At 68.0% G+C, this 21472-nt stretch carries 23 protein-coding genes, 2 tRNA genes and 1 pseudogene; 11 read left to right on the top strand and 15 right to left on the bottom strand.

Going from position 1 to position 21472, the window contains the following annotated elements; translation table 11 throughout:
• Positions 1 to 312: 312 nt before the first annotated feature.
• Together ACNTAO_RS04395 and ACNTAO_RS04400 are read right to left on the bottom strand one after the other, a co-directional pair.
• Positions 313 to 912, bottom strand: a complete 600-nt coding sequence (locus ACNTAO_RS04395) for a nitrous oxide reductase accessory protein NosL (RefSeq protein WP_435160755.1) — start codon at positions 910 to 912, stop codon at positions 313 to 315.
• 91 nt (positions 913 to 1003) lie between these two features.
• Entirely contained in the window at positions 1004 to 1576 is a 573-nt protein-coding gene (locus ACNTAO_RS04400; protein ID WP_435160756.1) for a class I SAM-dependent methyltransferase, read from the bottom strand.
• 132 nt (positions 1577 to 1708) lie between these two features.
• On the opposite strand from ACNTAO_RS04400, the gene ACNTAO_RS04405 reads away from it, so the two are divergent.
• On the top strand, positions 1709 to 2356 hold the full coding sequence (locus ACNTAO_RS04405) for a GNAT family N-acetyltransferase (protein ID WP_435160757.1): 648 nt from the start codon (positions 1709 to 1711) through the stop codon (positions 2354 to 2356).
• 32 nt (positions 2357 to 2388) lie between these two features.
• Here ACNTAO_RS04405 and ACNTAO_RS04410 read toward each other — a convergent pair whose 3' ends face one another.
• Positions 2389 to 2982, bottom strand: coding sequence for a DUF6149 family protein (locus ACNTAO_RS04410; protein WP_435160758.1), 594 nt, complete (start codon positions 2980 to 2982; stop codon positions 2389 to 2391).
• 143 nt (positions 2983 to 3125) lie between these two features.
• Between ACNTAO_RS04410 and ACNTAO_RS04415 the strand changes: the two genes are divergently transcribed.
• The 3 genes from ACNTAO_RS04415 to ACNTAO_RS04425 all read left to right on the top strand — a co-directional run bounded on the left by ACNTAO_RS04415 (position 3126) and on the right by ACNTAO_RS04425 (position 5513).
• Positions 3126 to 4364: an NAD(P)/FAD-dependent oxidoreductase gene (locus ACNTAO_RS04415; RefSeq protein ID WP_435160759.1), complete on the top strand. Its 1239-nt coding sequence runs from the start codon at positions 3126 to 3128 to the stop codon at positions 4362 to 4364.
• 77 nt (positions 4365 to 4441) lie between these two features.
• Entirely contained in the window at positions 4442 to 4855 is a 414-nt protein-coding gene (locus ACNTAO_RS04420; protein WP_435160760.1) for a DUF7124 domain-containing protein, read from the top strand.
• A 64-nt stretch (positions 4856 to 4919) separates the two neighbouring features.
• Positions 4920 to 5513, top strand: a complete 594-nt coding sequence (locus ACNTAO_RS04425; RefSeq protein ID WP_435160761.1) for a MogA/MoaB family molybdenum cofactor biosynthesis protein — start codon at positions 4920 to 4922, stop codon at positions 5511 to 5513.
• Between the two features lie 43 nt (positions 5514 to 5556).
• On the opposite strand, the gene trpG is transcribed toward ACNTAO_RS04425, so the two are convergent.
• The 6 genes from trpG to ACNTAO_RS04455 form a co-directional block, all read right to left on the bottom strand.
• Positions 5557 to 6234: an anthranilate synthase component II gene (gene trpG, locus ACNTAO_RS04430; RefSeq protein ID WP_435160762.1), complete on the bottom strand. Its 678-nt coding sequence runs from the start codon at positions 6232 to 6234 to the stop codon at positions 5557 to 5559.
• Complete coding sequence (gene trpE / locus ACNTAO_RS04435; RefSeq protein ID WP_435160763.1) at positions 6231 to 7859, bottom strand: anthranilate synthase component I; 1629 nt, start codon at positions 7857 to 7859, stop codon at positions 6231 to 6233. The genes trpG and trpE overlap by 4 nt, the downstream gene beginning before the upstream one ends.
• Positions 7856 to 8500 carry a phosphoribosylanthranilate isomerase gene (locus ACNTAO_RS04440; protein WP_435160764.1) on the bottom strand — a complete coding sequence of 215 codons (645 nt, stop codon included), beginning with the start codon at positions 8498 to 8500 and terminating at the stop codon, positions 7856 to 7858. The genes trpE and ACNTAO_RS04440 overlap by 4 nt, the downstream gene beginning before the upstream one ends.
• Positions 8500 to 9555, bottom strand: coding sequence for an anthranilate phosphoribosyltransferase (trpD, locus tag ACNTAO_RS04445; RefSeq protein WP_435160765.1), 1056 nt, complete (start codon positions 9553 to 9555; stop codon positions 8500 to 8502). Before trpD ends, ACNTAO_RS04440 begins: the two co-directional genes overlap by 1 nt.
• 108 nt (positions 9556 to 9663) lie before the next feature.
• Positions 9664 to 9921, bottom strand: a complete 258-nt coding sequence (locus tag ACNTAO_RS04450) for a hypothetical protein (protein ID WP_435160766.1) — start codon at positions 9919 to 9921, stop codon at positions 9664 to 9666.
• Between the two features lie 118 nt (positions 9922 to 10039).
• Positions 10040 to 11323 (bottom strand): tRNA pseudouridine(54/55) synthase Pus10, encoded by a 1284-nt coding sequence (locus tag ACNTAO_RS04455; protein ID WP_435160767.1) that lies wholly within the window; start codon positions 11321 to 11323, stop codon positions 10040 to 10042.
• Positions 11324 to 11431: 108 nt separating this feature from the next.
• Here ACNTAO_RS04455 and ACNTAO_RS04460 point away from each other — a divergent pair, with 108 nt between their 5' ends.
• Positions 11432 to 11812, top strand: coding sequence for a DUF5830 family protein (locus ACNTAO_RS04460; RefSeq protein ID WP_435160768.1), 381 nt, complete (start codon positions 11432 to 11434; stop codon positions 11810 to 11812).
• 256 nt (positions 11813 to 12068) lie between these two features.
• Here ACNTAO_RS04460 and ACNTAO_RS04465 read toward each other — a convergent pair.
• Positions 12069 to 12872: pseudogene (locus ACNTAO_RS04465) on the bottom strand (DUF7115 domain-containing protein); the annotation flags it as partial.
• A 137-nt stretch (positions 12873 to 13009) separates the two neighbouring features.
• Between ACNTAO_RS04465 and ACNTAO_RS04470 the strand changes: the two are divergent.
• Positions 13010 to 13164 (top strand) — tRNA-Met (locus ACNTAO_RS04470).
• A gap of 65 nt (positions 13165 to 13229) precedes the next feature.
• Here the strand turns inward: ACNTAO_RS04470 and ACNTAO_RS04475 are convergent.
• Together ACNTAO_RS04475 and ACNTAO_RS04480 are read right to left on the bottom strand one after the other, a co-directional pair.
• On the bottom strand, positions 13230 to 13559 hold the full coding sequence (locus ACNTAO_RS04475; protein WP_435160769.1) for a 4Fe-4S dicluster domain-containing protein: 330 nt from the start codon (positions 13557 to 13559) through the stop codon (positions 13230 to 13232).
• A gap of 148 nt (positions 13560 to 13707) precedes the next feature.
• Positions 13708 to 15474, bottom strand: a complete 1767-nt coding sequence (locus tag ACNTAO_RS04480) for a glutamate--tRNA ligase (protein WP_435160770.1) — start codon at positions 15472 to 15474, stop codon at positions 13708 to 13710.
• A 224-nt stretch (positions 15475 to 15698) separates the two neighbouring features.
• Between ACNTAO_RS04480 and ACNTAO_RS04485 the strand changes: the two genes are divergently transcribed.
• On the top strand, positions 15699 to 15929 hold the full coding sequence (locus ACNTAO_RS04485) for a DUF8527 family protein (protein ID WP_435160771.1): 231 nt from the start codon (positions 15699 to 15701) through the stop codon (positions 15927 to 15929).
• A 1-nt stretch (position 15930) separates the two neighbouring features.
• Here ACNTAO_RS04485 and surE read toward each other — a convergent pair whose 3' ends face one another.
• Positions 15931 to 16902 (bottom strand): 5'/3'-nucleotidase SurE, encoded by a 972-nt coding sequence (gene surE / locus ACNTAO_RS04490; RefSeq protein WP_435160772.1) that lies wholly within the window; start codon positions 16900 to 16902, stop codon positions 15931 to 15933.
• A 174-nt stretch (positions 16903 to 17076) separates the two neighbouring features.
• Positions 17077 to 18138 carry a glutamine-hydrolyzing carbamoyl-phosphate synthase small subunit gene (carA, locus tag ACNTAO_RS04495; RefSeq protein WP_435160773.1) on the bottom strand — a complete coding sequence of 354 codons (1062 nt, stop codon included), beginning with the start codon at positions 18136 to 18138 and terminating at the stop codon, positions 17077 to 17079.
• A gap of 276 nt (positions 18139 to 18414) precedes the next feature.
• Between carA and ACNTAO_RS04500 the strand changes: the two genes are divergently transcribed.
• Positions 18415 to 18828, top strand: a complete 414-nt coding sequence (locus ACNTAO_RS04500; protein ID WP_435160774.1) for an Lrp/AsnC family transcriptional regulator — start codon at positions 18415 to 18417, stop codon at positions 18826 to 18828.
• Between the two features lie 96 nt (positions 18829 to 18924).
• On the opposite strand, the gene udk is transcribed toward ACNTAO_RS04500, so the two are convergent.
• The gene (gene udk / locus ACNTAO_RS04505) at positions 18925 to 19623 is read right to left on the bottom strand and encodes a uridine kinase (protein ID WP_435160775.1); all 699 of its coding nucleotides are present in this window, start codon (positions 19621 to 19623) and stop codon (positions 18925 to 18927) included.
• A 122-nt stretch (positions 19624 to 19745) separates the two neighbouring features.
• On the opposite strand from udk, the gene ACNTAO_RS04510 reads away from it, so the two are divergent.
• The 3 genes from ACNTAO_RS04510 to ACNTAO_RS04520 all read left to right on the top strand — a co-directional run bounded on the left by ACNTAO_RS04510 (position 19746) and on the right by ACNTAO_RS04520 (position 21065).
• The gene (locus tag ACNTAO_RS04510) at positions 19746 to 20327 is read left to right on the top strand and encodes a GNAT family N-acetyltransferase (protein ID WP_435160776.1); all 582 of its coding nucleotides are present in this window, start codon (positions 19746 to 19748) and stop codon (positions 20325 to 20327) included.
• Positions 20328 to 20386: 59 nt separating this feature from the next.
• Positions 20387 to 20460: transfer RNA gene (locus tag ACNTAO_RS04515), tRNA-Thr, on the top strand.
• Between the two features lie 107 nt (positions 20461 to 20567).
• Positions 20568 to 21065, top strand: a complete 498-nt coding sequence (locus ACNTAO_RS04520) for a hypothetical protein (RefSeq protein WP_435160777.1) — start codon at positions 20568 to 20570, stop codon at positions 21063 to 21065.
• The last annotated feature ends 407 nt before the right edge of the window (positions 21066 to 21472 follow it).

Here is a 21472-nt window from a genome sequence, read left to right on the forward strand (position 1 = left end):
TTCGATACGACTGTGACAGTACCAGCGTGAACGACACGACCGCGCGACACCCGGGCACGTATTTCCGCCACACCCTCCCCAGCCGATTCGCTCGTATACGCGGTCGGTGGGTGCGTGATCGACGCGACGACGCTGCGACCGCCGGACACCAGTTACAGCCACACCCTCCCCAGCCGATTCGCGAGTCGCCCGCGGCGACTCGCTCATCCCTCGCACGCGCTCGCGAGCCCGCCTTCGGCGTGCTCGCGAGGCGCGCGCCACCGCAAGTTGTGTGTTGGAGTCGGTGTCACACGGACGACCGGTCGGTGGACGTCACGCAGCGTCGAAGAACTGTGGTCGGTACACCACTGCGAGGTCCCGGTCGAACGCATCGAGCTGGACGATGTCCGCGTCGTCGTACGCCTCGAACGAGTCGACGAACGCCTCGGCGTCCGCGCGGTCGGCGAACGGCGTCGGGTTCATCCGCATGATGTCGTCGACGTGGTCTGTCTCGGTTACACGGACGAAGTACGCCGTCTCTGCTGGACACAACTCACCGGTCTCGTAGCCGGTCACCCAGCCGCTCGCGACGGGGGACGCCGGACCGTCGAAGCGCGCTGGGTCGACGTAGTACGCCGCAAAGCAGCCCGAAGAACAAAAGAACGACCGCGTGCCGTCCTCGTGGGCCAGCTGTGCGTTCCACGTCGGATGCTCGGCTGCGACCATGTTACACACCGCACATCCCTCCGCATCTGGAACCGCCACGGCACGCTCGAGGTCGGCGGTCGATTCGTCACCGGTTTCGGCCCCACCGTCGCCTGTGCCGTCGCCTGTGTTGTCACCAGCGCTGCACCCAGCGAGTGCGACCGCAGCTGTCGTCCCGAGCGTCCCGACGACCGTCCGTCTGTCGAGGTGGCTGTGAGCGTCCTCCATACCGTACGGGTCGGTGGCGACCGGAATACCTGATCTGGTCCGCGCGTCGAACGGGACGCAGCCCGCGGACGGACCCGCGGCGTCGTCGGCGCTACCGAACGCCGGCGACCGTGTACCCGAATCCCCGGTCGACGACAACCGCGTCGAACCCGCTCGCGTCGAGGGCAGCCGCGAGGTCGTCCGGCGAGCGGAAGCGCGAGCCCATCCCGATCGCGTGCTCGGCCGCGACGAGCAGGCGGCCGAGCGGGTGGGTGGGGTCGAACTCACGGACCACGAACACGCCGCCGGGAGCGAGGACGCGCGCCGCCTCGTCGATCGCGGCGGCCTGTGCCGGGAGGTGGTGGAAGGCGTCGACGACGAGCACGGCGTCGACCGCGCCGTCGGCGACTGGAAGCCGGCCAGCGTCGCCGGCGACGGCCGACAATCCCCGGACTGTGCGGGCTCGCCGGAGCATCGGGCGTGAGACGTCGACGACCAGCCGATCGGGACCCGTCACCGCGGCCGCCGCTCGTCCCGATCCCCCGCCGACGTCGAGGAGTCGGTCGATCGGGCGGGTCGCCCGGTCGAAGCCCGCGGCCAGCGCGTCCCCGTCTGCGGGTGGCATCGCGAGGTCGTACAGCGGGGCGATCCGGTCGAAGAAGCCGACGTCGCCGGTCCCGTACATACCAGTTCCGGGGCCGCGAGTGGCTTGTATCGGTCGATCGTCGACAGCCTGCACCGGGGAGTCACCAGCAGTTGCCGTCGGAGTCGGGGGTGGGCCCGTGCGTTTTTCGCCCGCGCGTGACCGAGACACCGCATGGAGTTCACCGTCCTCGGTGCGGCGGGCACGGGCGCGTCCTGCCGACTCGACTATCGAGCGTTCGCGTACGCCGGCAAGTTCGTCACCGGTGACACCGGGAAGGCGGTCCTCGAGACTGGAGACGGCTCGGCGGCAGCCCCAGCGTGGACACCAGACCGGTCGGTGCCGGAGACCGTCGACCCCGCGGACTTCGACGAGTCCGTCGTCGCCGCGGTGTCGTTTTCGCCCGACCGAACCGACCCCACGTGTTGTCGACTTCGGTACGTCACCGTCCACGCCGCGCGCCGCGGCGAGGGGATCGGTCCAGTGCTCGTCAGTAGGACGGTTCGCTGGCTGGCCGACGCAGGATACGATCAGATCCGGATCGCGGTCAACAACCCGTTCGCGTACGAGGCGCTGTACAAGTGTGGGTTCGCGTACACCGGCGAGCAGACGGGGCTCGCCGAACTCGAACTGGCGCGCCCCGCGGCGGCGGTGGCAGCGACCCGTGCCGACGCCAGCCGCTATCGGGCCGGGCTCCGGCAGTTCTGCGACGACGACACCGAGCGGTCGGACGCCGAACGGACGTTTCTCCGGTCACGACTCGACGACACGGACCCGGCGACACCGCCGGCACTCGGCCGAGTGGGTGCGAGAGACTCGTAGGCGTCGGCGTGTCGGGTGGCCCCGCTCGCCTCTCAGGCGCTCGCCTCGTCCTCGTCGATTCCTGGGGCCACGGTCGGGTCAACGTCGGCGGGCTCTTCGGTGCCGCCGACGACCGTCTCGCCGGATTCGGTCTCGACGTACACGTCGTCGGCGAAGCCGGCGAGGGCGTTCTCGTACGCCGGCGTCTCGAGTCGCTCCGGCGTCGCTGGGGCGTCGGTCACGCCAGCCGCGGGGCGGAACGTCCCGAGCGGGTCGTCGATCGTGATGTCGTGGTCGGTAAAGAACGCCTCGTAGCGGCGATAGTGCGCTTCGAGCTCGTCGGCCGGTATCTCCATCATCTCCGTCCACCCGTAGGTGAAGAAGTCGAAGTTGGCTTGCACGTGGGTGATCTCACGCGCCTCCGCCTCCGCGAAGCCCGCCTCCAGTGCGGCGACGTAGGTGTCCATCGTGGCGTCGAAGAAGTCGTCGAGGTGCTCGCGACGCTCCTCTCGGCGGTCCTCGTCGGCCTTGTTGAGGAAGATGCTGGTGTGGAGGTCGACGAGCTTGTCGTTGGCGACGTCACCGATGACCGGCGTCGTAAGCGCCTTCTTCGCTGCCCAGTGGCGGATGTTCTGGCGAATCTTCATATCTACGGTAGGGTGTGAACCCTATTCAATCTGTGGCGTCGGGCGGGGTCAGCTCCGGCCGTCGCAGCGGGTTCTGAACGATCGATCCGGACCGACTCGCCAGGATGGCAACCCACATTAACCCGGAATTCGAACGCTCGTGTATGAGCGATTCGTACGTGATCGTCGGTGACGGGATCGCTGGCGCGTCCGCCGCAGAGACCCTCCGCGAGGAGGCGCCCGCTGCCGACATCACGGTCATCACCGACGAGGGAGAGTCCCTCTACAACCGGATCCTGATCAAGGAGTACGCGAAAGGCAAGCTCCCCGAGGCCCCCATCTCCATCCACGAGGAGTCGTGGTACGACGACCACGACGTCGACCTTCGACTCGACACGGTCGTCGTCGACATCAACGTCGACGATGACGCGGTCCACACCCACGCGGGCGAGACGATCACCTACGACAAGCTCCTGTTGGCGATCGGTGGCACCCCACAGCAGCTGCCCGTCGAGAACGCCGACGCCGACGGCATCCACCACTTCTGGACGTTCCAGGACGCACGAAAGATCAAAGCCAGCGTGGAGGACGCAGAACGGGGCGTCGTCGTCGGCGCCGGACTGCTCGGTATCGACTTCGCGGCCATCTGTGGCGCCCAAGACGTCAAGGCGAAGTACCTGATGCGCGGCGACTGCTGGTGGCGGTACGCGCTCTCGAACGAGGGCGCCGAGATCATGCACGAAGCCATGCGCGAGCGGGGTGTCGAACCCGTCTTCGGCTCCGGCGTCGACCACTTCGAGGTCGACGACGACGGACGCGTCGAGGCCGCTGTCGACCCGAACGGCGAGCGGTACGCCTGCGACTTCGCGGGCGTCGCGATCGGACTCGACCTCAACACCGAACTCGTCGAAGACACGCCCGTCGAGGTCGACGACGGCATCGTCGTCGACGAGTACATGCAGACGTCCGTCGACAACGTGTTCGCGGCCGGCGACATCACCCGCTTTTACGACGTCGTCCTCGGCGAGCAGGCACAAAACGGCGCGTGGGGGTCGGCCAAAGAGCAGGGAACGATCGCCGCGAAGAACATGCTCGCGTACGAGAGCGAGCCGTTCGAGTGGGTGTCGTCGTACTCGATCACGCACTTCGACTTCCCGTTCCTCTCGTTCGGGCACCCGACGCTCGGTGACGACGCCGTCGAGGCGACGACGGGCGAGAACGAGTGGCGGCGGGTCGCGCTGAAAGACGGCCGCGTCGTCGGCGGCGTCCTCATCGGCGACCTCTCGCCGCAGTCGGCGTTCAAACAGCTGATGCGTGAGGGACGCGACGTCTCCGGGCAGACGGAGCGACTCCTCGAGCCGGACTTCGCCGTCGACGACCTCGCGGCGCCGACAGAGCAGTAGCACGTGCCCGCAGGCGGGCACGTAGCCGGCCGACCCGGAAGCGAAGTTGTTTTCGCCCGTGACGCGATACCAGGAGCATGGACAGTGGCGGATCAACCGACATGACGCTGGCCTTCGAGCTGTCGGCGCTGAAGGCGCTCGCGGACCCGAACGCCGTCTTCAACAACGCCCGACAGTGGACCGAGTACGTCGGTGTCGTCAGCGAAAAGCCCACGTACGTCGTGACGAACTTCACCCGGAAGCACCGCGTTCGCCAGGACTTCTTTTCGGGCCCCCGCGGCGTCGAAGAGAGCCTCGAGAACATCAAGAGCCAGTTCGACACGGACCGGCACGTATTCGTCGGTGTCGACGCCGACGACGAGGCCCTCGCCGACGCGGCCGGGTGGGAGTTCCTCGACGTCGAGGACGCAGCGTCGGCGGCCGGATGGACGGTCGGAGCCGCAGAAGAGTCCACGTCAGCCGACGCACAGACGCGCGACGACTGGCCCTGACACCCGACCGTCGGTGACCGCCGAGACGGATGCTGTTTTGACGCGTCGGGTCGAATCGCGGCCTATGGACGATAGCCACGAGCGCGGCGAGGACGAGCACGGCGACCACGATCACCACGCGCACGGCGACCACGACCACCACGCGCATGGCGACCACCACGACCACCACGCGCACGACACCGACACCGTCGGCGTCGCGGTGCTCACCGTCTCGTCGTCGCGCACCGCCGACGACGACCCCTCTGGTGACCGGATCGTCGACGCGTTCGACGCGGCGGGACACGAGACGGTGGCTCGCGAGCTCGTCGACGACGACCGCGAGCAGGTGCGCGAAGCGGTCGACCGGCTCGTCGCGCGCGAGGCCGTCGACGCGGTCGTGACGACCGGTGGCACGGGAGTCACACCCGACGACGTCACACCGGACGCGATCGAACCGCGCTTCGAGAAGCCACTCCCTGGGTTCGGCGAGCTATTCAGACGACTCTCGTACGAGGAGGTGGGCGCCCGCACGGTGGGGTCGCGCGCGACGGCGGGGATCGTCGACGACACGCTCGTTTGCTGTCTGCCCGGCTCGACCAACGCGGTGACGCTCGGCGTCGAGTCGGTGCTGTTACCGGCGATCGGTCACCTCACTGGGCTGGCGACTCGTCACGAGTGAGCACGGCGACCAACGGCGACACGACGAATGCCACCGGCCCGTCTCAATCGACGGTCCCCGACCGTACCGACGCGAGGAAGTTCTCGATGATGTCGTGACCGACGGCCGTGAGTACGCTCTCGGGGTGGAACTGCACGGCCTCGATCGGGTGACGTTCGTGGCGGACACCCATCACGAGCGACTCGTCGCCGTGGGTCGTCGTCGCCGTGACGGCGAGTGCGTCGGGCACTTCGGTGGCGATGAGCGAGTGGTACCGACCCGCACGGAATCCCTGGTCGAGCCCGGCGAAGACGCCCGCGCCGTCGTGTTCGACCGGAAACGCCTTCCCGTGGATCGGCTCGGGGGCGTGGCCGACCGTGCCGCCGTACTCGTGGACTGCCGATTCGAGGCCCAAACACACGCCGAGGGTCGGAACCGACGGAGAGAGCTCCCGGAGCACCGGCCCGGTGACGCCGACGTCACGCTCGTTCTTCGGGTGTCCCGGTCCGGGGCTGATGAGGATGGCGTCCGGATCGGCGTCTTCGACCGCCGCCAGCGACGCGGTGTTCTTGAACACCGTGATGTCGGCGACCGGTTCGTCGTCGCCGTCGACGGTCGATTCTGTCTCGGCGTCGGGCTCGCCTCCGGCCGCGACCGCCGGCCGACCGAGTGCCTGTTCGGAGACGTACTCGACGAGGTTGTAGGTGAACGAGTCGAAGTTGTCGACGACGACGACGTTCATCGCTCCACCCCCTCGGTCGGTGCAGGCGCATCTGCCGGCATCTCCTCGCGGATCCGGTCGACAGCTGCGAGCACGCCCTCCATCTTGTGTTCGGTCTCTTCGTACTCGGCGGTCGGGTCGGAGTCCGCGACGAGACCAGCACCGGCGCGGATCGTCACCTCGTCTGCACCGCGCTCGCCGACGTCCGATCGCAGCGTCGCGGTACGGATCACGATCGCGAAGTCGGCGTCGCCGGTCCACGAAAAGTATCCCACGCCGCCGCCGTACGCCTCACGCGGCGTGGGTTCTAACGCGTCGATGATCTCCATGGCGCGAACCTTGGGCGCGCCGGTGAGGGTGCCAGCAGGGAACGCGGCGCGGGTCGCATCGAACGGGTCGGCCTCGGCGGCGAGCCGTCCCGTCACCGTCGACTCGATGTGCTGGACGTGGCTGTACTTCAATACGTTCATGAACTCCTCGACGCGTACCGACCCAGGCGTCGACACCCGGCGGACGTCGTTTCGCGCGAGGTCGACGAGCATCGTGTGTTCGGCCCGTTCTTTGCCGTCGGCGAGCATCTCACCGGCCAACCGGCGGTCCTCGACCGGACTCGTCCCCCGCGGGCAGGTGCCCGCGATCGGGTTCGACACCACGCGGTCGTCTTTCACCGAGACGAGCGTCTCCGGGCTCGCCCCGACGACGGTCCGGTCGTCGTGTCTGAGTACGTACATGTACGGCGACGGGTTGACGTCTCGAAGGGCCGCGTACAGCCCGAGCGGGTCGACGTCGCCGCGAAGCCGGCGGCTCCGAGAGATCACGCCCTGATAGATGTCGCCGTCCAGGACGTGTCGTTTCGCAGTCTCCACTGCGTCCTCGTACGCCGACTGTGCACCCGCCTCCTCGGCTCGAACGCGGATCCCGTCCGGGTCTGGCGCGTCGGCGTCGGCCAACGCGGCGGCGACGCGGTCGGCCTCCGCCGCGAGGGCGTCGTAGGTCGCCCCGGGGTCGTCGTCGACGATGGGAGTGAACACGAGTTCGACGGTGCCGTCCACCTCGTCGAAGACGACCGTCCGCGTCGTCAACAGAAACTCCGCGTCGGGAAACGTCGTCTCCGGGCGCTCGACGCCAACTTCGTCGAGCCAGAGGTCGTACACGGCCTCGTACGCCAGGAAGCCGACGAATCCGCCGGAGAGTATCTGACGGTCGGTGTCGGGGAAGTTCCGGCGCGCGACGTCTGGAAATGCCGCGCGGAGTCTGTCGACGACGTCGCCGACGTCGGGGCCGAGCGCGTCGACGACGCCGTCGTCACCGCCCCCGACGAAGTCGGCCGCCGGGCCGAGGCTGGTGAGACGGGTCGCCGTCGGGTGGACGGATACCACGGCCTCCGGGTCGTACCCGACGAACGAGTACCGAGCGTGTTTGTCGGCGCTCCCGCCCGCGGTGAACGCGCCGTCGGGGTCACTCGAGGCGACCTTCTCGCCGGACTCCAAGAGGAAGCCGTACGGACTCTCATCGACGAGCGTCGCGTACGCCGCGAGGGGCGTGACCGCCGCGTCGAGCGGGGCGGCCACCCGGACGACGACCGGGCCGTCGGCGTCGGCCGCGTGCGCGCAGAACGCCTCGCGCGAGCAGTCGAGCGCCGTCATACGATCGCCACCTCTCGACCGGCGTTCGCCACGAAGCGAGCGACGGCGTTGTGGTCCTTTCGTCCGGGTGTCAACTCGACACCCGAGGAGACGTCGACCGCGAACGGCTCGGCGGTCTGTACCGCCGCCGCGACGTTCTCCGGGGTGAGCCCACCGGCGAGTACGACCGGCGTCGTGAGTCGCGTCGCCAGTTCACCCGTGGCGGTCCAGTCGTGCGTCTCGCCCGTACCGCCGGCGCCCGACTCGTCCGTCGAGTCGACGACGAGGGCGTCGACGACCCCGTCGAACGACGCCGCGCGAGCCGGCTCGTCGGCGTCGACGGTGAGCAACACCTTCGCTTCGGTCTCGGCGCGCACGAATCCGATCTCGTCCGGGGTCCACTCGCCGTGGAGCTGGATCGCGTCGGGTCCGACCGTGCGGGCGAGTTCGACCGCGCGTGGAGCCGTCTCCGGCATCGTGACCAGCGTCGCCGTGACGAACGGCGGCACGTCGGCGAGCAGCTCGGCCGCGTTCGCCGGGTCGACTGCTCGTGGGGTGTCGACGGGGACCTCGGTTATGACGCCGACCGCGTCGGCACCGGCTTCGACGGCCGCTCTGAGGTCTGCGGCGTCGGTGAGTCCACATACCTTCACGCGAGCCATCAGCGGGCCTCCTCGTCCGTCCTCGCCGGCGTCGGGGTCTCGGCCGACTCAGTCGACTCGGCACACAGCGCCTGGAGCTTCGCCGCGGCCGACCCGTCGTCGATCGCCGCGGCAGCGCGGTCGACACCGGCCGACAGGGAGTCTACCCCCCCGGCGACGTAGATCGCGGCGCCCGCATTCGCGAGAATCAGATCGCGTTTTGGGCCGGTCACGGAGCCGTCGACGATCCCCCGAAGGTCCGCGGCGTTCTCCGTCGGTGTCCCGCCGGCGACGGCCGCTATCGGCGCTCGGTCGACGCCGAGGTCGGCCGGCGACAGCGTGAACTCGGTGACGGTCTCGCCGTCGACTTCGGCGACCGTCGTCTCGTCGTGAATCGCGATCTCGTCCATCCCGGCGCCGTGGACGACCAGCGCGTGCTCGACGGGCATGTGCGCTACGGCCTGCGCGATAGGCGCGACGAGGGAGGCGTCGTACACCCCGAGGACCTGTGCGTCGGCGCCGGCGGGGTTCGTCAGCGGGCCGAGCACGTTGAACAGCGTCCGCATGCCAAGCTCCTTTCGTGGGCCGATGACTGCCTTCATTGCCGGGTGGAACACCGGCGCGAGCATGAACCCGATGCCGTCGGTCTCGATAGCCGACTCGACGGCCGTCGGTTCGGCCTCGACGTCGACGCCGGCGACCGAGAGGACGTCGGCACTGCCGGAGGAGGACGAGACGGAGTAGTTGCCGTGTTTGGCGACCGGGACGCCGGCCCCCGCGGCGACGATGGCCGCGGTCGTCGAGACGTTGATCGTGTCGTAGGCGTCGCCGCCGGTCCCGCAGGTGTCGACGAGCGGTGACCGATCCGGGTCGATCGTCCGTGCCGCATCGCGCATACCGGTGGCGAAGCCGGCTATCTCCGCTTCCGTCTCGCCTTTCGCCCGCAGTGCGGCCAACAGTGCGCCGATCTGCGCCTCGGTCATCTCCTCGAAGACCAGCCCGGCCGCCTCGCGGGCCTCCTCGAGCGTCAGGTCGTCGCCGTCTGTCACGCGTTCGATGGTCTGTTGAGTGTCCATGGGAGATGTGAATGTATGAGTCCGTGTTGTGATGTACAAGTATGTACACTAATTTAACCTTGTCGGCGACGACGCGGCCGCCGAACGGAAGGTGCGGTGCTGGCGACGTCAGCGGAGCGACCGCATCGTGACGAGCGCGGTGGGAATCATGATCGGAATCGTGAGTATCGCGCCCGTGATCACCACGAACGGGGCGACCTCGTCTGCGGGATACGCCAGGTGTGTCACCGTCGCCCAGTCGATCAGGTTTACCGCTAGAAAGTACGCAGACAGCGTGAGCGTCACGATCGTCGCGAACGCCACCACGACGACGGCCGCGACCGGCGGTCCACTTCGGTCGGCTGTCTTAGCGGCCTCGGCCGTCACGAACGGATCACACTCATCGAATCTTGTACACGACTCACAAGTATAAGACGTTCGAACGAGACGTCGTGCGTCTGAGTGAGCTGGTCACGGGCGGCGGACTCGGCCTATGGCCGGCCGGTCAGTCCCGAAAGAAGTCCTCGCGTTCGAACGGCTCGGCTTCCCCCTCGACTGCGAGGACGTCGAGCGCCGCGACGGTGGCGGCGACGTTGAGGAGCCCCGCGAGACTCGGCTCTGTTCGCCCGTCGTCACCGGAGATCAACTCCTTGATGTAGAGCCCGCCAGCCCCGTGGACGTCGACGGTCGCCCGCGTCGGAGACTCCTGGGTCGTCTCGACCGCGTACACCTCGCGTTCGCGGGTCAGGTTCGCCCGGCGGTGGTCGACTCGGTTCGGGGTGTACTGTTCGACGGTCGCCCCCGTGAGTCGGTCGGCTGCGGCCGCCAGCTCGGCCTCGTCGACGGGCGCTCCGAACTCGACCGTAGCGCGATAGCGCTTGGCGGCGTCGAGCGACTTCACCCGCTCGACCATCTCGTAGGTCGCGTGTCGGAGCCCCTCGACTTCGACCGCGCCGTCGGCGAAGGCGTTGATGTCGCTCTCGAGTCGATCGAGGTCGGCGCGACGACGTCGTGGCTCGTCCACCTCGATCACGAACGGTCGGCCGGTGCCGAGCATCAGCGCGTCGACGTCCTCGCGACCCGCACCGTGGAAGGTCGCGGCCGTCCCGTCGAGGACGTCCTCGACGACCGGCGCGACGTACTCCTCGACGCTGTCGTCGTAGAGGTAGCCCGATCCGCCGCAGTGGTCACACGGGTCCGCTCCCTGCCGACCCGACCCAGCACACTCCCGGCAGGGCCACTCGGTCTGTGGAATGTCGCGCTCGAGCTTCCGATAGCGGCCGTAGACGAACGTCGAGTTGACCGTCGTCTCGAGTTCGTCGGCCGCGAGATCGATCGTGAACTGCACGTCGGGCCGCTCGAACGAGACGGTCGCGTCGGTGTGCGTGCCGACCCGCTTGCCGACCTCCCGGTTGAACGCCGACTTGAACGGCTCGCCCGCATCTGCGTCGAGTCCGGCCTCCTCGCGGAGCAGCGCCTCGTTCTCCGCTATCAGCGGCGGCGGCCGCGTCCCGACGTTGTAGGTGGCGAACTCGACCGCGTCGACGGCGGCCGCAGCGCGCCTCGCCCACTCGTCGTGTGTCGCACACCGTCCCTCACACACCCAGCAGTCGGCCGTCCCGACCGGCTCGAAGTCGGCGTCCTCGCGGAGCGCGAGCCCGACCCGGAGCGCCGACCCACGCTCGGCGTTCGACAGCCCGAAGCTCCGGTCGGCGACGAGCCGCCCGAGACAGGCGTCACACACCGGCCCCGTCTCAGTCGCGCGAGCGGCGACCTCCAGTACGTCCATACGTGGGGGAGCCGACCGGCGCGTAACTGTCTTGCCCTTGCTCGGCCCCACCGGCTCACCCGGGGTCAGCCCCGCCAATTTATACGCACCGCGATTCTCGTGGCGCGTGTGAACGGGCCGACGAGCCGAGCAGAGCGCGTCGAACTCGGCGTCGAGCTGCTCGCCCACCTCGACGTGGAGGAACTGTCGCTCGCAGCGGCGGTCGACCGGATAGAGACGGTGACCACGAGCCCGACCGTCGTCCGCGCAGTGCTCGACACAGCAGAAAAGCGGGGCGTAATCGCCCGTGAGGACGCCCACCTCCGTGTAACCCGCGGTGGGACCGTCGTCGACTACGAGTCACAGGTGACGAGTCGTTCCGGCGAGTTCACCTGTGCGCGCTGTGGGACGGGAATCTCGACCGGGTACTTCGTGCGGCTCGACAGCGGAGAGCTGGGACCGTTCGGCTCCTCGTGCGTTCGAACGGTCACCGGCCGGACGACCGAGTGATCGGGACCCGCACCGAGCCCGATCACCGCCCCTGTCGGAGCTCCTCTATCAGTTGTTCGATCAGGTCGGCCTGGCGATCGATCGCCGCCGACTGCGCCTCGACGGTCTGCCGGAGGTCGGCCACCGCCTCGGCGAGCGAGTCGTCCTCAACGGTGGCACGCTCGAAGGCGTCCTCGAACTCGTCCGTAGCCGATCGGTCCGCCGGAGGCCCCTCGCTCGCGTCGCCCGTGTCGGCGTCCGTCTCGACGTTGGGTGACGGGCCCCCCTGTGAAACGTCGACGTCGTCTGCCGCGCTCGTCGTCGCGGCTGCCGCTGCGTCGGCCGCGTCGACCGACGGCGACGCAGAGAGCGGGTCCGGGCCGGCACCGAAGTCGGTCGGACTCGCCGCGTCGTCGGCCGCAGCGGTCTCGTCTTCGGTGTCGACGGCGACCGCACGGCGGAACTCCTCGAGCCGGTCGACGTCGTGGAACGCACACACGGCCTCGACGAGCGTCTCTCGAACCGAGCGCGCAGATTCGTTCGGGGTCTTGAACCGCTCTGAGCGGCCCGAGTGCTGGATCACGACCGTCGTCGCGACCGTGCCCTCCTCGAAGTACAGGTCGGTCAGGTCGGCGTACGGGAACGCCTCGAACTCCTCGTCCCACACTGCAGCGCCGACGTGTTTCACCAGTCGCCGGTCGGTGACCACGAGCGTGAGTTCGGAGAACCGGAACGCCCGTACGATGGACTCGTCGGGCCCCGTGACCCCTCGGGCCGAGAGCACGCCGAGGAGGGTCGGATGGATGACGTCGTCGAGGCGACTCGACGGAATCGCGAGCGTCTCGTCGCCGTCGAGTCCGTAGCTGAAGGTGATCTTCGACTTGCGGCGGCCCGTCGAGACCGCCAGCCGTTCGGCGTCGTGCGGGTACTCCTCTACGGTCTCACCCGAAAGGAGCCCCTCAGCACGATACACGAGCGTCCGGGAGGGCGTGACGACGAGAACGTCGTCTCCTCCGAGCGGGATTCGCGTGGCGACCTGCTCGTCGCCGATGGCTCCCGAGAGCACGTCGGGAAGACTCATGCGAGGTAGTTCCAGCCACTAGGTATAAATCCGCGGGTCGAGCGCGCTCGGCCGGCCCCGACGCCACCGTGTGTTCGCGTGACACGCCCCTACCGGATGGGAAGGTTAAAGAGTGTCATCGCGGTACGTGTGAATGAGGCCGGGTGGCTTAGCTGGACATAGCGCCGCACTCATAGGGTTCAGAGATTCGGTGCGGTACGCTGCCTTGGAAGCGTCCGCGTCCTTCCGTGGCTCCGCCGAGCCTCGGACCTGGGACATGCGGAGATCGTGGGTTCGGAGCCCACCCCGGCCATCTTCCTTCGACACGCCGAGTGACGCCCGTTCACCGCATCGCACTCGACCGGACTCGCTCACGCCTCAGAGACGATTCTCGCGGCCAGGGTCGACGTCGATCGCGTCGACCGGACAGACGTCGACGCACAACATACAGTCGATACACTGGTCCTCGTCGATGGGGTTCGCCTTCCGTTCGGACTCGGGGTGGCCGGGCGTCTCGACCCAGTCGAAGACGTCGACCGGACAGTCTTCCAGACAGGCACCGTCTGCGAGACAGATGTCGAAGTCGACCGCGACGTGGGTGCCGCGGATACCGAGGTCGTCCGGCTGGTCGACGGGGCCCCACACGTCGACCCCGTGTTCTTCGCCGGTCCGCTCCAGATTCCGCTCGAAGTTCGGGTCAATTCCCATTAGCGGATGATTCCACTCGCCGGCAGTTAAACGCCCCGACGAGCCACGCTGCGTGACGGTGTCCGCGCGAGCCCGCTCGGCGTCCGAGCGAGCCCGCCCGGCGTCCACACCGGCGGCTCACGACGCCACCGGCCACCGGTGCGATCGGTCACGGATGCGCGTAGTACGCCACGAGTTCCGCATCGGTCGAATCGTCCTCGTCGGTCGACCGACCGTCGAACGCGTCGAGGCGAACGAAGCCGACCCGCTCGAACTGCACGACGGTATCGACCGGCGTGTCGGCGATCCCCGGCTCGGTGTAGCCGGTGACGTCTCCCTCAAGCGTGCGTACGCACGTCTCGAGCGACGCTGCGACGGGGACCCAGTGAACCACGTCCACGGTGCCGTCCCGGACCACCTCGATGTCGGCGTCGACGAACACCAGCTCGTCTGCGTCCCGGCGGACGCAGCCGTACCCCTTCAGCCACACTCGCTCACCGACCGGCGGCAGATCGCCCGACTCGAGGTAGACGCGGCCGGCCGGGACGGTGCGAGTGCCGCGGTCCGGGTGGTCCGGGTGGACGGGCGGCTGACCGGCCGCGGGTGCCGGGGCGTCGCCGTCGACGATCGGATACGCGACGGCCGGCTCGTCCGCGCGGTCGCGCACGAAGAACCGACGGTCTGCCTCGTCGTCGACGAGGTCGCGGTTGTTGGCGTACACCGACGACATCGCGAGGTCGACGTCGGAGGTCGACATGCCCAGCGCGGTCATCGACTCGACGAGCGCTTCACCACGAATGCCGCGCCGACGAACCGACCGTATGGTCGGCGCGCGCGGGTCGTCCCACCCGGACAGTTCGCCCCGCTCGATGAGCGATTTGATCGTCGACGTCGAGAGCGTCACGTCGTACGCGTCGAGCTGGACGTGGCCCCAGTGGAGCACCTCGGGGTACGTCCAGTCGAAGGCGTCGTAGACGAACCGCTGCCGCTTCGCCGAGTCCTGGAGGTCGATCCCACGGATGATGTGTGTGACCCCCGTGAGGTGGTCGTCGACGCCCGACTGGAAGTCGAGCATCGGCCAACAACGGTACTCGGCCGCCGCCTCGCGGGGGTGTGGCGTGTCGATCAGCCGGAAGGCGACCCAGTCGCGGACCGCGGGATTCTTGTGGGTGATGTCGGTGCGAACACGAAGCACCATCTCACCGGCGGCGTACTCGCCGGCGATCATCGCCTCGAACTCCTCACGAACGGTCGCCGCGTCCTTCTCGCGGTGCGGACACGCTTCGCCGTCGTTCTTCAGCTCGGAGAACGTCTCCGCCGGACACGAGCAGGTGTACGCGCCGCCCCGGTCGACGAGGTCACGGGCGTGGTCGTAGTACGTCTCGAGCCGATCGGACGCCTTCAACACGCGGTCCGGCTCGAAGCCGAGGTACGCGATGTCTTCGAGGATGGCGTCGTACGCGTCGAGGTCCGGTCGCTTCGTCTCCGGGTCGGTGTCGTCGAACCGGCAGATGAACTCCCCGTCGTACCGCTGTTTGTACGTCCCGATCACCGCAGGCATTCGGGCGTGTCCGATGTGCCACGGTCCATTGGGATTGGGCGCGGCACGCATCACGACCGACCCCGTCTCTGCGTTCGGTAACGCCGGAAGCACGTGCTCGTCTGTCGCGTCTTCGGCCTCGAGCTCGGCGAGCATCTCGGGAGCCAGCTCCGAGAGTCGGTCGCGGCGTTCGGCCTCGTCCATCGCCGCGACCTCAGAGACGACGGGTGCGATCACGCCCGGGATCTCGTCGCCGTGCGGGCGGAAGTCCGGGTTGTCACCCATCAACGGGCCCATGATCGCCCCGACGTCGGGGTCGTTACCGTGCTTGAGCGCGTTGAAGAGGGCGGCCCGTTCGCCGGCCGTCCGCACCCGATCGCGGAGTTCGTCGTCCATACGCGTCGATTGTGGGGGTTCGCTCAAAAGCTGCGCGGAACGGCTGGTCGCCGTCGCGCCCGCGTAGCGACGGCCGAACAGCGCGTCACCACGGTGGAGACGTATCGGCTGCCCGCACCGGTGAGCGTCCACGACGGACTTCACGAGGTTGATACGCTCCCGGCTCGTGGTCGGGGTATGACGACACCACGGACCGAGCTGGTGCCGCGGGGCGGAGGCCGACGATGGTAGCGCCGATGTCGCGCGAAGAGCGCGACGCCGGCAATCGAAAGGTGAAAGTCGGGTTTCTGTTGCTGGTTACCGTCTCGCCGCCACTCATCACCCTGCAGGGCGACCCGACTCCGTTACAGTTCGGGGCTGCGAGCGCCGGGGGGTTCATTCTCGGGCTCCTACTCGTGTGGTACCTCGGCAGCCTTGCCGCCGAGTTCACCGACTCCTCGCGGCGGCCGCGCTGACTCAGCGGTCGGGCGAGCGACGCGACGGCTCTTCGGTCGCGGATCCGACACCGGAGACGACCTCCGCCTCGTCGCCGGGACGTGCGGTTCTCGCGTCGCCTCCCTCGTCGGTGACGTCGAACGCGTCACCCGCCCGAGCACCTGCGACGGAGCGCGAGGTCGACAGCGGCGACACGCTCACCTCCCCTTCGATCGTCGCGAGGCGGTCCGAGCCCCGGTCGTCTGCGACGTCGCCGCGGAGGAACTCCCGCCAGAAGCGGTCTCGAAGCTCCATGCCCATCTCGCCGCGGTGTGCCCCAAACCCGTCGCCCCATCCGGCGTCGTCGTCGATTCCGGCCGTCTCCGCGTCGGCCGCGTCGGTGCCCGGATGGAACTCGATCACGTCGAAGCCCCGGGCGGGCTCCGTCACCCGATACGTCGGATCCGCGGCCGCCTCGTCGTCGGCAGCGGGCACGTTCACGTTCAGCACGTCGGCGTCGAAGGGGAGCCGGCCGTCCGCGTCGACCCGGTCGACGAACGCCCGAGCGACCCGGCCCGCGAGCGCGAAGTCGTCGTGGCTCACCGTCGGGGGAATCGGCAGGTTCCCTCGGTCGTACATCGAGAGCGCGACCGCAGGCGTCCCGAGGAAGGAGGCCTCCATCGCCGCCCCGACCGTCCCCGACTGTCCGAGCACGTGCGCGCCGATGTTCGGCCCGTGATTACAGCCGGAGACGACGAGGTCCGGCTCGACGTCGAGTGCGACGGCCGCCACGGCGACGCAGTCCGCCGGCGTCCCCTCGACCGCGTAGCCGAGGTCGCGCTCTGTGTACTCGACGGCCGTCTCCCACCACGAACGGTTGCCGCCGACGCCCGACTGGTTCGTCGCCGGCGCGACGACGGTGACCTCGTGCTCGCGTGAGAGCGCCTCGTGAAGCGCCCGGAGCCCGACCGCGTCGATCCCGTCGTCGTTGGTGAGGAGGACGTCGAGTGTCATGACTCACGGTTGGGCGTCCCGTCATAAAAACGCACCCGGCCGGCGGTCGGTGGTGACCGACCGAGACGGCAGGCGCGAGGCGAGCGAGCGTCGGGGAGGGCTGGTACTCCGTTGGTCAGGGGAACGAGTGCGTGGGACCAGATCGGGTGCGTGGGGCCGCCGCCTCGGTGCGGATCAGTCCGCAGTTACCGGATTCTCGTTCGTCGCCATCGCGACGACCTCGTCGAAGAAGCCGAGCGAGTCGTGTGGGCCGGGGTTCGCCTCTGGATGATACTGACGGGTGATCACGTCGAGCGACTCGCTGTCGAGTCCCTCCACCGTGTCGTCGTTGACGTTCACCTGCGTGACCTCGAGCGGCCCGGTGTCGTCGACGGTGTAGCCGTGGTTCTGAGTGGTCATCACGACCTTCCCGGTGCGAAGGTCCTTGACCGGCTGGTTGACGCCGCGGTGCCCGAACATCATCTTCTCGGTAGAGCCGCCGAGTGCACTCGCGATGATCTGCTGACCGAGACAGATCCCTGCCATGGGGAGCTCTCCGGCGAGCGCATCGACGACTGCCTGGGCAGCGACGTAGTTCTCCGGGTCGCCGGGACCGTTCGAGACGAAGAGGACGTCCGGGTCGATGGCGGTGACGTCGGCCTCAGTTGCGTCGTACGGGAGTACGTGTACGTCCGCACCGCGGGCGGTGAGCGAGTCGATGATCGACCCCTTGGCGCCACAGTCGATCAGCGCGACGGTGACCTCGCCGCCGCCCTCGTGGACCGTCGGTGTCGCGACGGAGACGTCTGCACCGATGTCGACGTGTGCGCTCATCGGCTCACACGCCTCCATCTCTGCGATCGCGTCTTCGGGCGTGACGTCGTCTCCGGCCGCGATACCGCAGGCCATCGCGCCCTCCTCGCGGACCGTCGTGACGACCTCGCGGGTGTCGAGATGGTCGATGGCGGGTACGGCTTCGCTCTCGAGCCAGGCGGCGACCTCGTCGGTCATCTCCCGAGCGATGGCAGCACGAGGCTGGACCGTCCCCGACTCGAATCGCTCGTCTCGGACGCCGTAGTTCCCGATCAACGGGTACGAGAACGTCAACACTTGCTCGGCGTACGACGGGTCGGTCAGCGACTCCTCGTAGCCGGTGTACGCGGTGGTGAACACGAGCTCTCCGCGCGTCGTCCCCGGTGCACGGGCACGTGCCTCGAGCACGCGTCCGTCGGCCAGCGCGAGATAGGCGTCCGACATTACGAGAAACGTATGGATGTCCAGTATTAAATGCGTCGTTCGAAGCTCAGTTACGAATATCGCAACGCGGGCGGCGCGGGTGCGCACTCGTTCGGTGGTCCGGGTGACGCTGCTCACGGCACAGAGATGCGCACGCGACGGGACCAACTCGGACACACGGCCGTGTTCGCGTCGCGTCTTTCCGAAGATCGAACTCAACGAGACGTATCGTTGTGGAGTTCGAAGCGAGACTACGATATTCACAAGTCGTAAGTCGTCGCTCGCCGTGGATACCGTATGGACGACCTCGACCGGCGTATCCTCTCGATCCTCCGTCGAGACGCGCGAACGCCGTACACGGAGATCGCAGAGCGCGTCGGCACCTCCGAGGGGACGGTTCGAAACCGCGTCGACCGGCTGACCGAGGACGGCATCATCGAACGGTTCACCGTGACCACCCGGACGGGAAACGTGAAGGCGATGATCGAGATCTCCGTCGAGATGAACGTCAACACCGCGGCCGTCAGCGAGCGACTCGTCGAGTGGGACGAGGTCGACTTCGTCTGGCAGGTCTCCGGCGAAGACGACGTCGTACTCGTCGTGGACGCGGTCGACACCACGGCGGTCAACGACCTCATCACCCAGGCGCGCGAGCTCGACGAGGTGAAGTCCACGAAGACGCGTCTCATCCTCGACGAGCGGCTCGGCTAGCCGGCGTGGCTGCGCGCGAGGACCGGCCCGGTGTCTCCGTTCACTGCCCGTGAGAGGCGTCTCACGCCACTCTCGGAGCGGTCTCACGCCGCACTCTCAACGATCCGAGCCGATGTCGGGCGATCGTTTGGTCGCGAACTCCTGTTCTAGCGTCCCCCGCTCCCACGCGCGCGTCGCGTCTCCGTCGATCTCGGCGCGAAGCTTCTCCTGGATGAGGTCGACGGCGACGCTGTTCGCCCCCTCCGGAATGATCAGGTCGGCGTCGCCTTTCGTCGGCTCGATGAATCGCTCGTGCATGGGTTTCACCGTCGAGAGGTACTGGTCGATGACGCCCGCGAGGTCCCGACCGCGCTCCAGTACGTCCCGCCGGATGCGCCGGAGAATGCGCACGTCCGCGTCCGTCTCGACGTAGAGCCGGAGGTCCATCATCTCGGTGAGGTCCGGGTCGTACAGCGCGAGGATCCCCTCGACGACGACGACGTCGGTCGGCTCGACGGTCGCCCGCTCGTCACGCCGTGTATGGGTCTCGAAGTCGTACTGTGGCATCGCGATCGGTCGTCCCTCGAGCAACGACTCGAGGTGTGTCGCGAGCAAGTCCCACTCGAACGCCGACGGGTGGTCGTAGTTGAGGTCGGCGCGGTCGTCGAAGGAGAGCTCGCTCTGGTCCTCGTAGTAGTTGTCGAGCGGGATTCGGGTGACGTCGTCGTCGAGGTTCTGGGTAACCTGTCTGGTCACCGTGGTCTTCCCCGCGCCGGTCCCGCCCGCGATGCCGATGACGAACGAGGGGATGGTCATACCGGGCGTGTGAGCCCGAGGGGCTTCAACGCACGTGGTTCGTCGTGACGACCGTACGTCTGCGCGTACGGCGCGACGAGCGGCCGGCAGGCTCAAGCGCCGACGGCGACAAACGAGCACTCGTGAGCGACGAACCGTCCGTGACCGGACCGCCGGGAGTGCGAATCGCTCCGGCGGCGACCGACGACGCCGACGCCGTCGCGGACCTGTGGGTCGCGCTCGCGGCCGACCAGCGCCAGCACGGGTCGACGTTGCTCGCGACCGCGAACCGCGACGCCGTCCGCGAGTGGGCGGCCAGCCGAGCGGTCACCGGTGAGCTGTTCGTGGCCCGAGACGGCGGTGAGACCGACGCCACAGCGGCGCTCCTCGGCTTCGTCGGCTTCACACTCGAACACGGGGGCTACGATCGGGACTGTACCCGCGGTGTCGTCAGTAACCTCTACGTCGTCCCCGAGCGACGCGGCGAGGGCGTCGGATCGGCGCTGCTCCACGCGGCCGAGCAGGCGCTGTCGTCGGCGGGGGCAGACGCGGTGGTGCTCGAGGCGCTCGCGAACAACGAGCGGGCTCGCGCGTTCTACGCCGAGCACGGATACGATATCCACCGCGTCGAGCTGCGCAAGTCGGTGGGAACCACGAACGGGACACCCGCCGAGACGACAGACGACACACCCGCCGAGACGACAGACGACCACGACGGTTCCTGACCGAACTGGCTCGCCGAAAGCGACACGCACTCATACTCGGACCGAGAACGGTCGGCCGTGCCAGGGGAGCATGGGCGGTTCATGCACTCGACTTGTAATCGAGACTTCCCGCGTTCAAATCGCGGCCCTGGCTCCTCTCGCGGCCGCTCGTTCGACCGTTCGGTCGTCCTCTATGTGTCTCGTTCCGAGTCGCGTCTCCGCGTGTGACGATTTTTGTGCGATGCCGCAGCGAACAGGCCTGTGCGCCACGTGATAGCGGAGCGAATCTTGAACGGATGTACCGCGACACTGCTGTTCGACACCGGTGGCTCGGTCGGGAGCGATCATCTAATGATCGTCACTCCCGTCAACGCGGATGCAGAGTGGGTCATAAACCGGTGGTTCTATTTCGATGAGCAGGCCGAGCCGTACATGTGGAACTTCGCCGAGAAGGTCTGCCACGACCCGGAGTACCGGCGGCAGTCACTCGAAGGGCACACCGACTGGGCCCGTGTTGCGACGCGCTACGAGTCGCTCGCCCGCCGGCTCTACGACGAGCTGGCCGCATCCGATCGGAGCGAGTTCCCGATCATGACCGACGACTCTCGCGAGGATTCGGCCCGGTTAACATCGATCTGTGAGGAAGTGTTCGAAGGTGTTCGGGCGTTCATTCGACAGGATACAGCGCCGCACCCGGACGAGGTATACCTCGACGCACAGTCCGAACTACGGCAGTGGCTTCGAAGCGACGAGCGGTGACGCGCTACGCCCGCTTGAGCACCGGGACGACTCGCAGTATCACTCCCTCACGAACGGGCGAGCGGCCAAACGGCATGGTGCTCACCAACGCATATCGTTCAGAACGTTCGGGCCCGTGCGCCAGCAGACGAACAACCAGTTCAGCACCGGTCACCCCCCAATTCCAACTCCAAGTGGCCTAGTGATCGGGCTGCTGGCGCGCGCCTTGCGAGCACGCCGCAGGCGGGCTCGCGAGCGCGCGCGAGGGATGAGCGAGGTGGCGAAGCCACCGAGCGAATCGGTTGGGGAGGGTGTGGCTGAAAGAGGTGTCCGGGCGTCGCGCGGTCGTATTCATCACAGAGTTACTGCCACACACGTACAGAATCGGCTGGGGAGGATGTGGCTGAAAGAGGTGTCCGGGTGTCCCA

It is taken from the genome of Halorubrum zhoui (genome assembly GCF_051194155.1).
In the GTDB taxonomy this organism is placed as follows: domain Archaea; phylum Halobacteriota; class Halobacteria; order Halobacteriales; family Haloferacaceae; genus Halorubrum.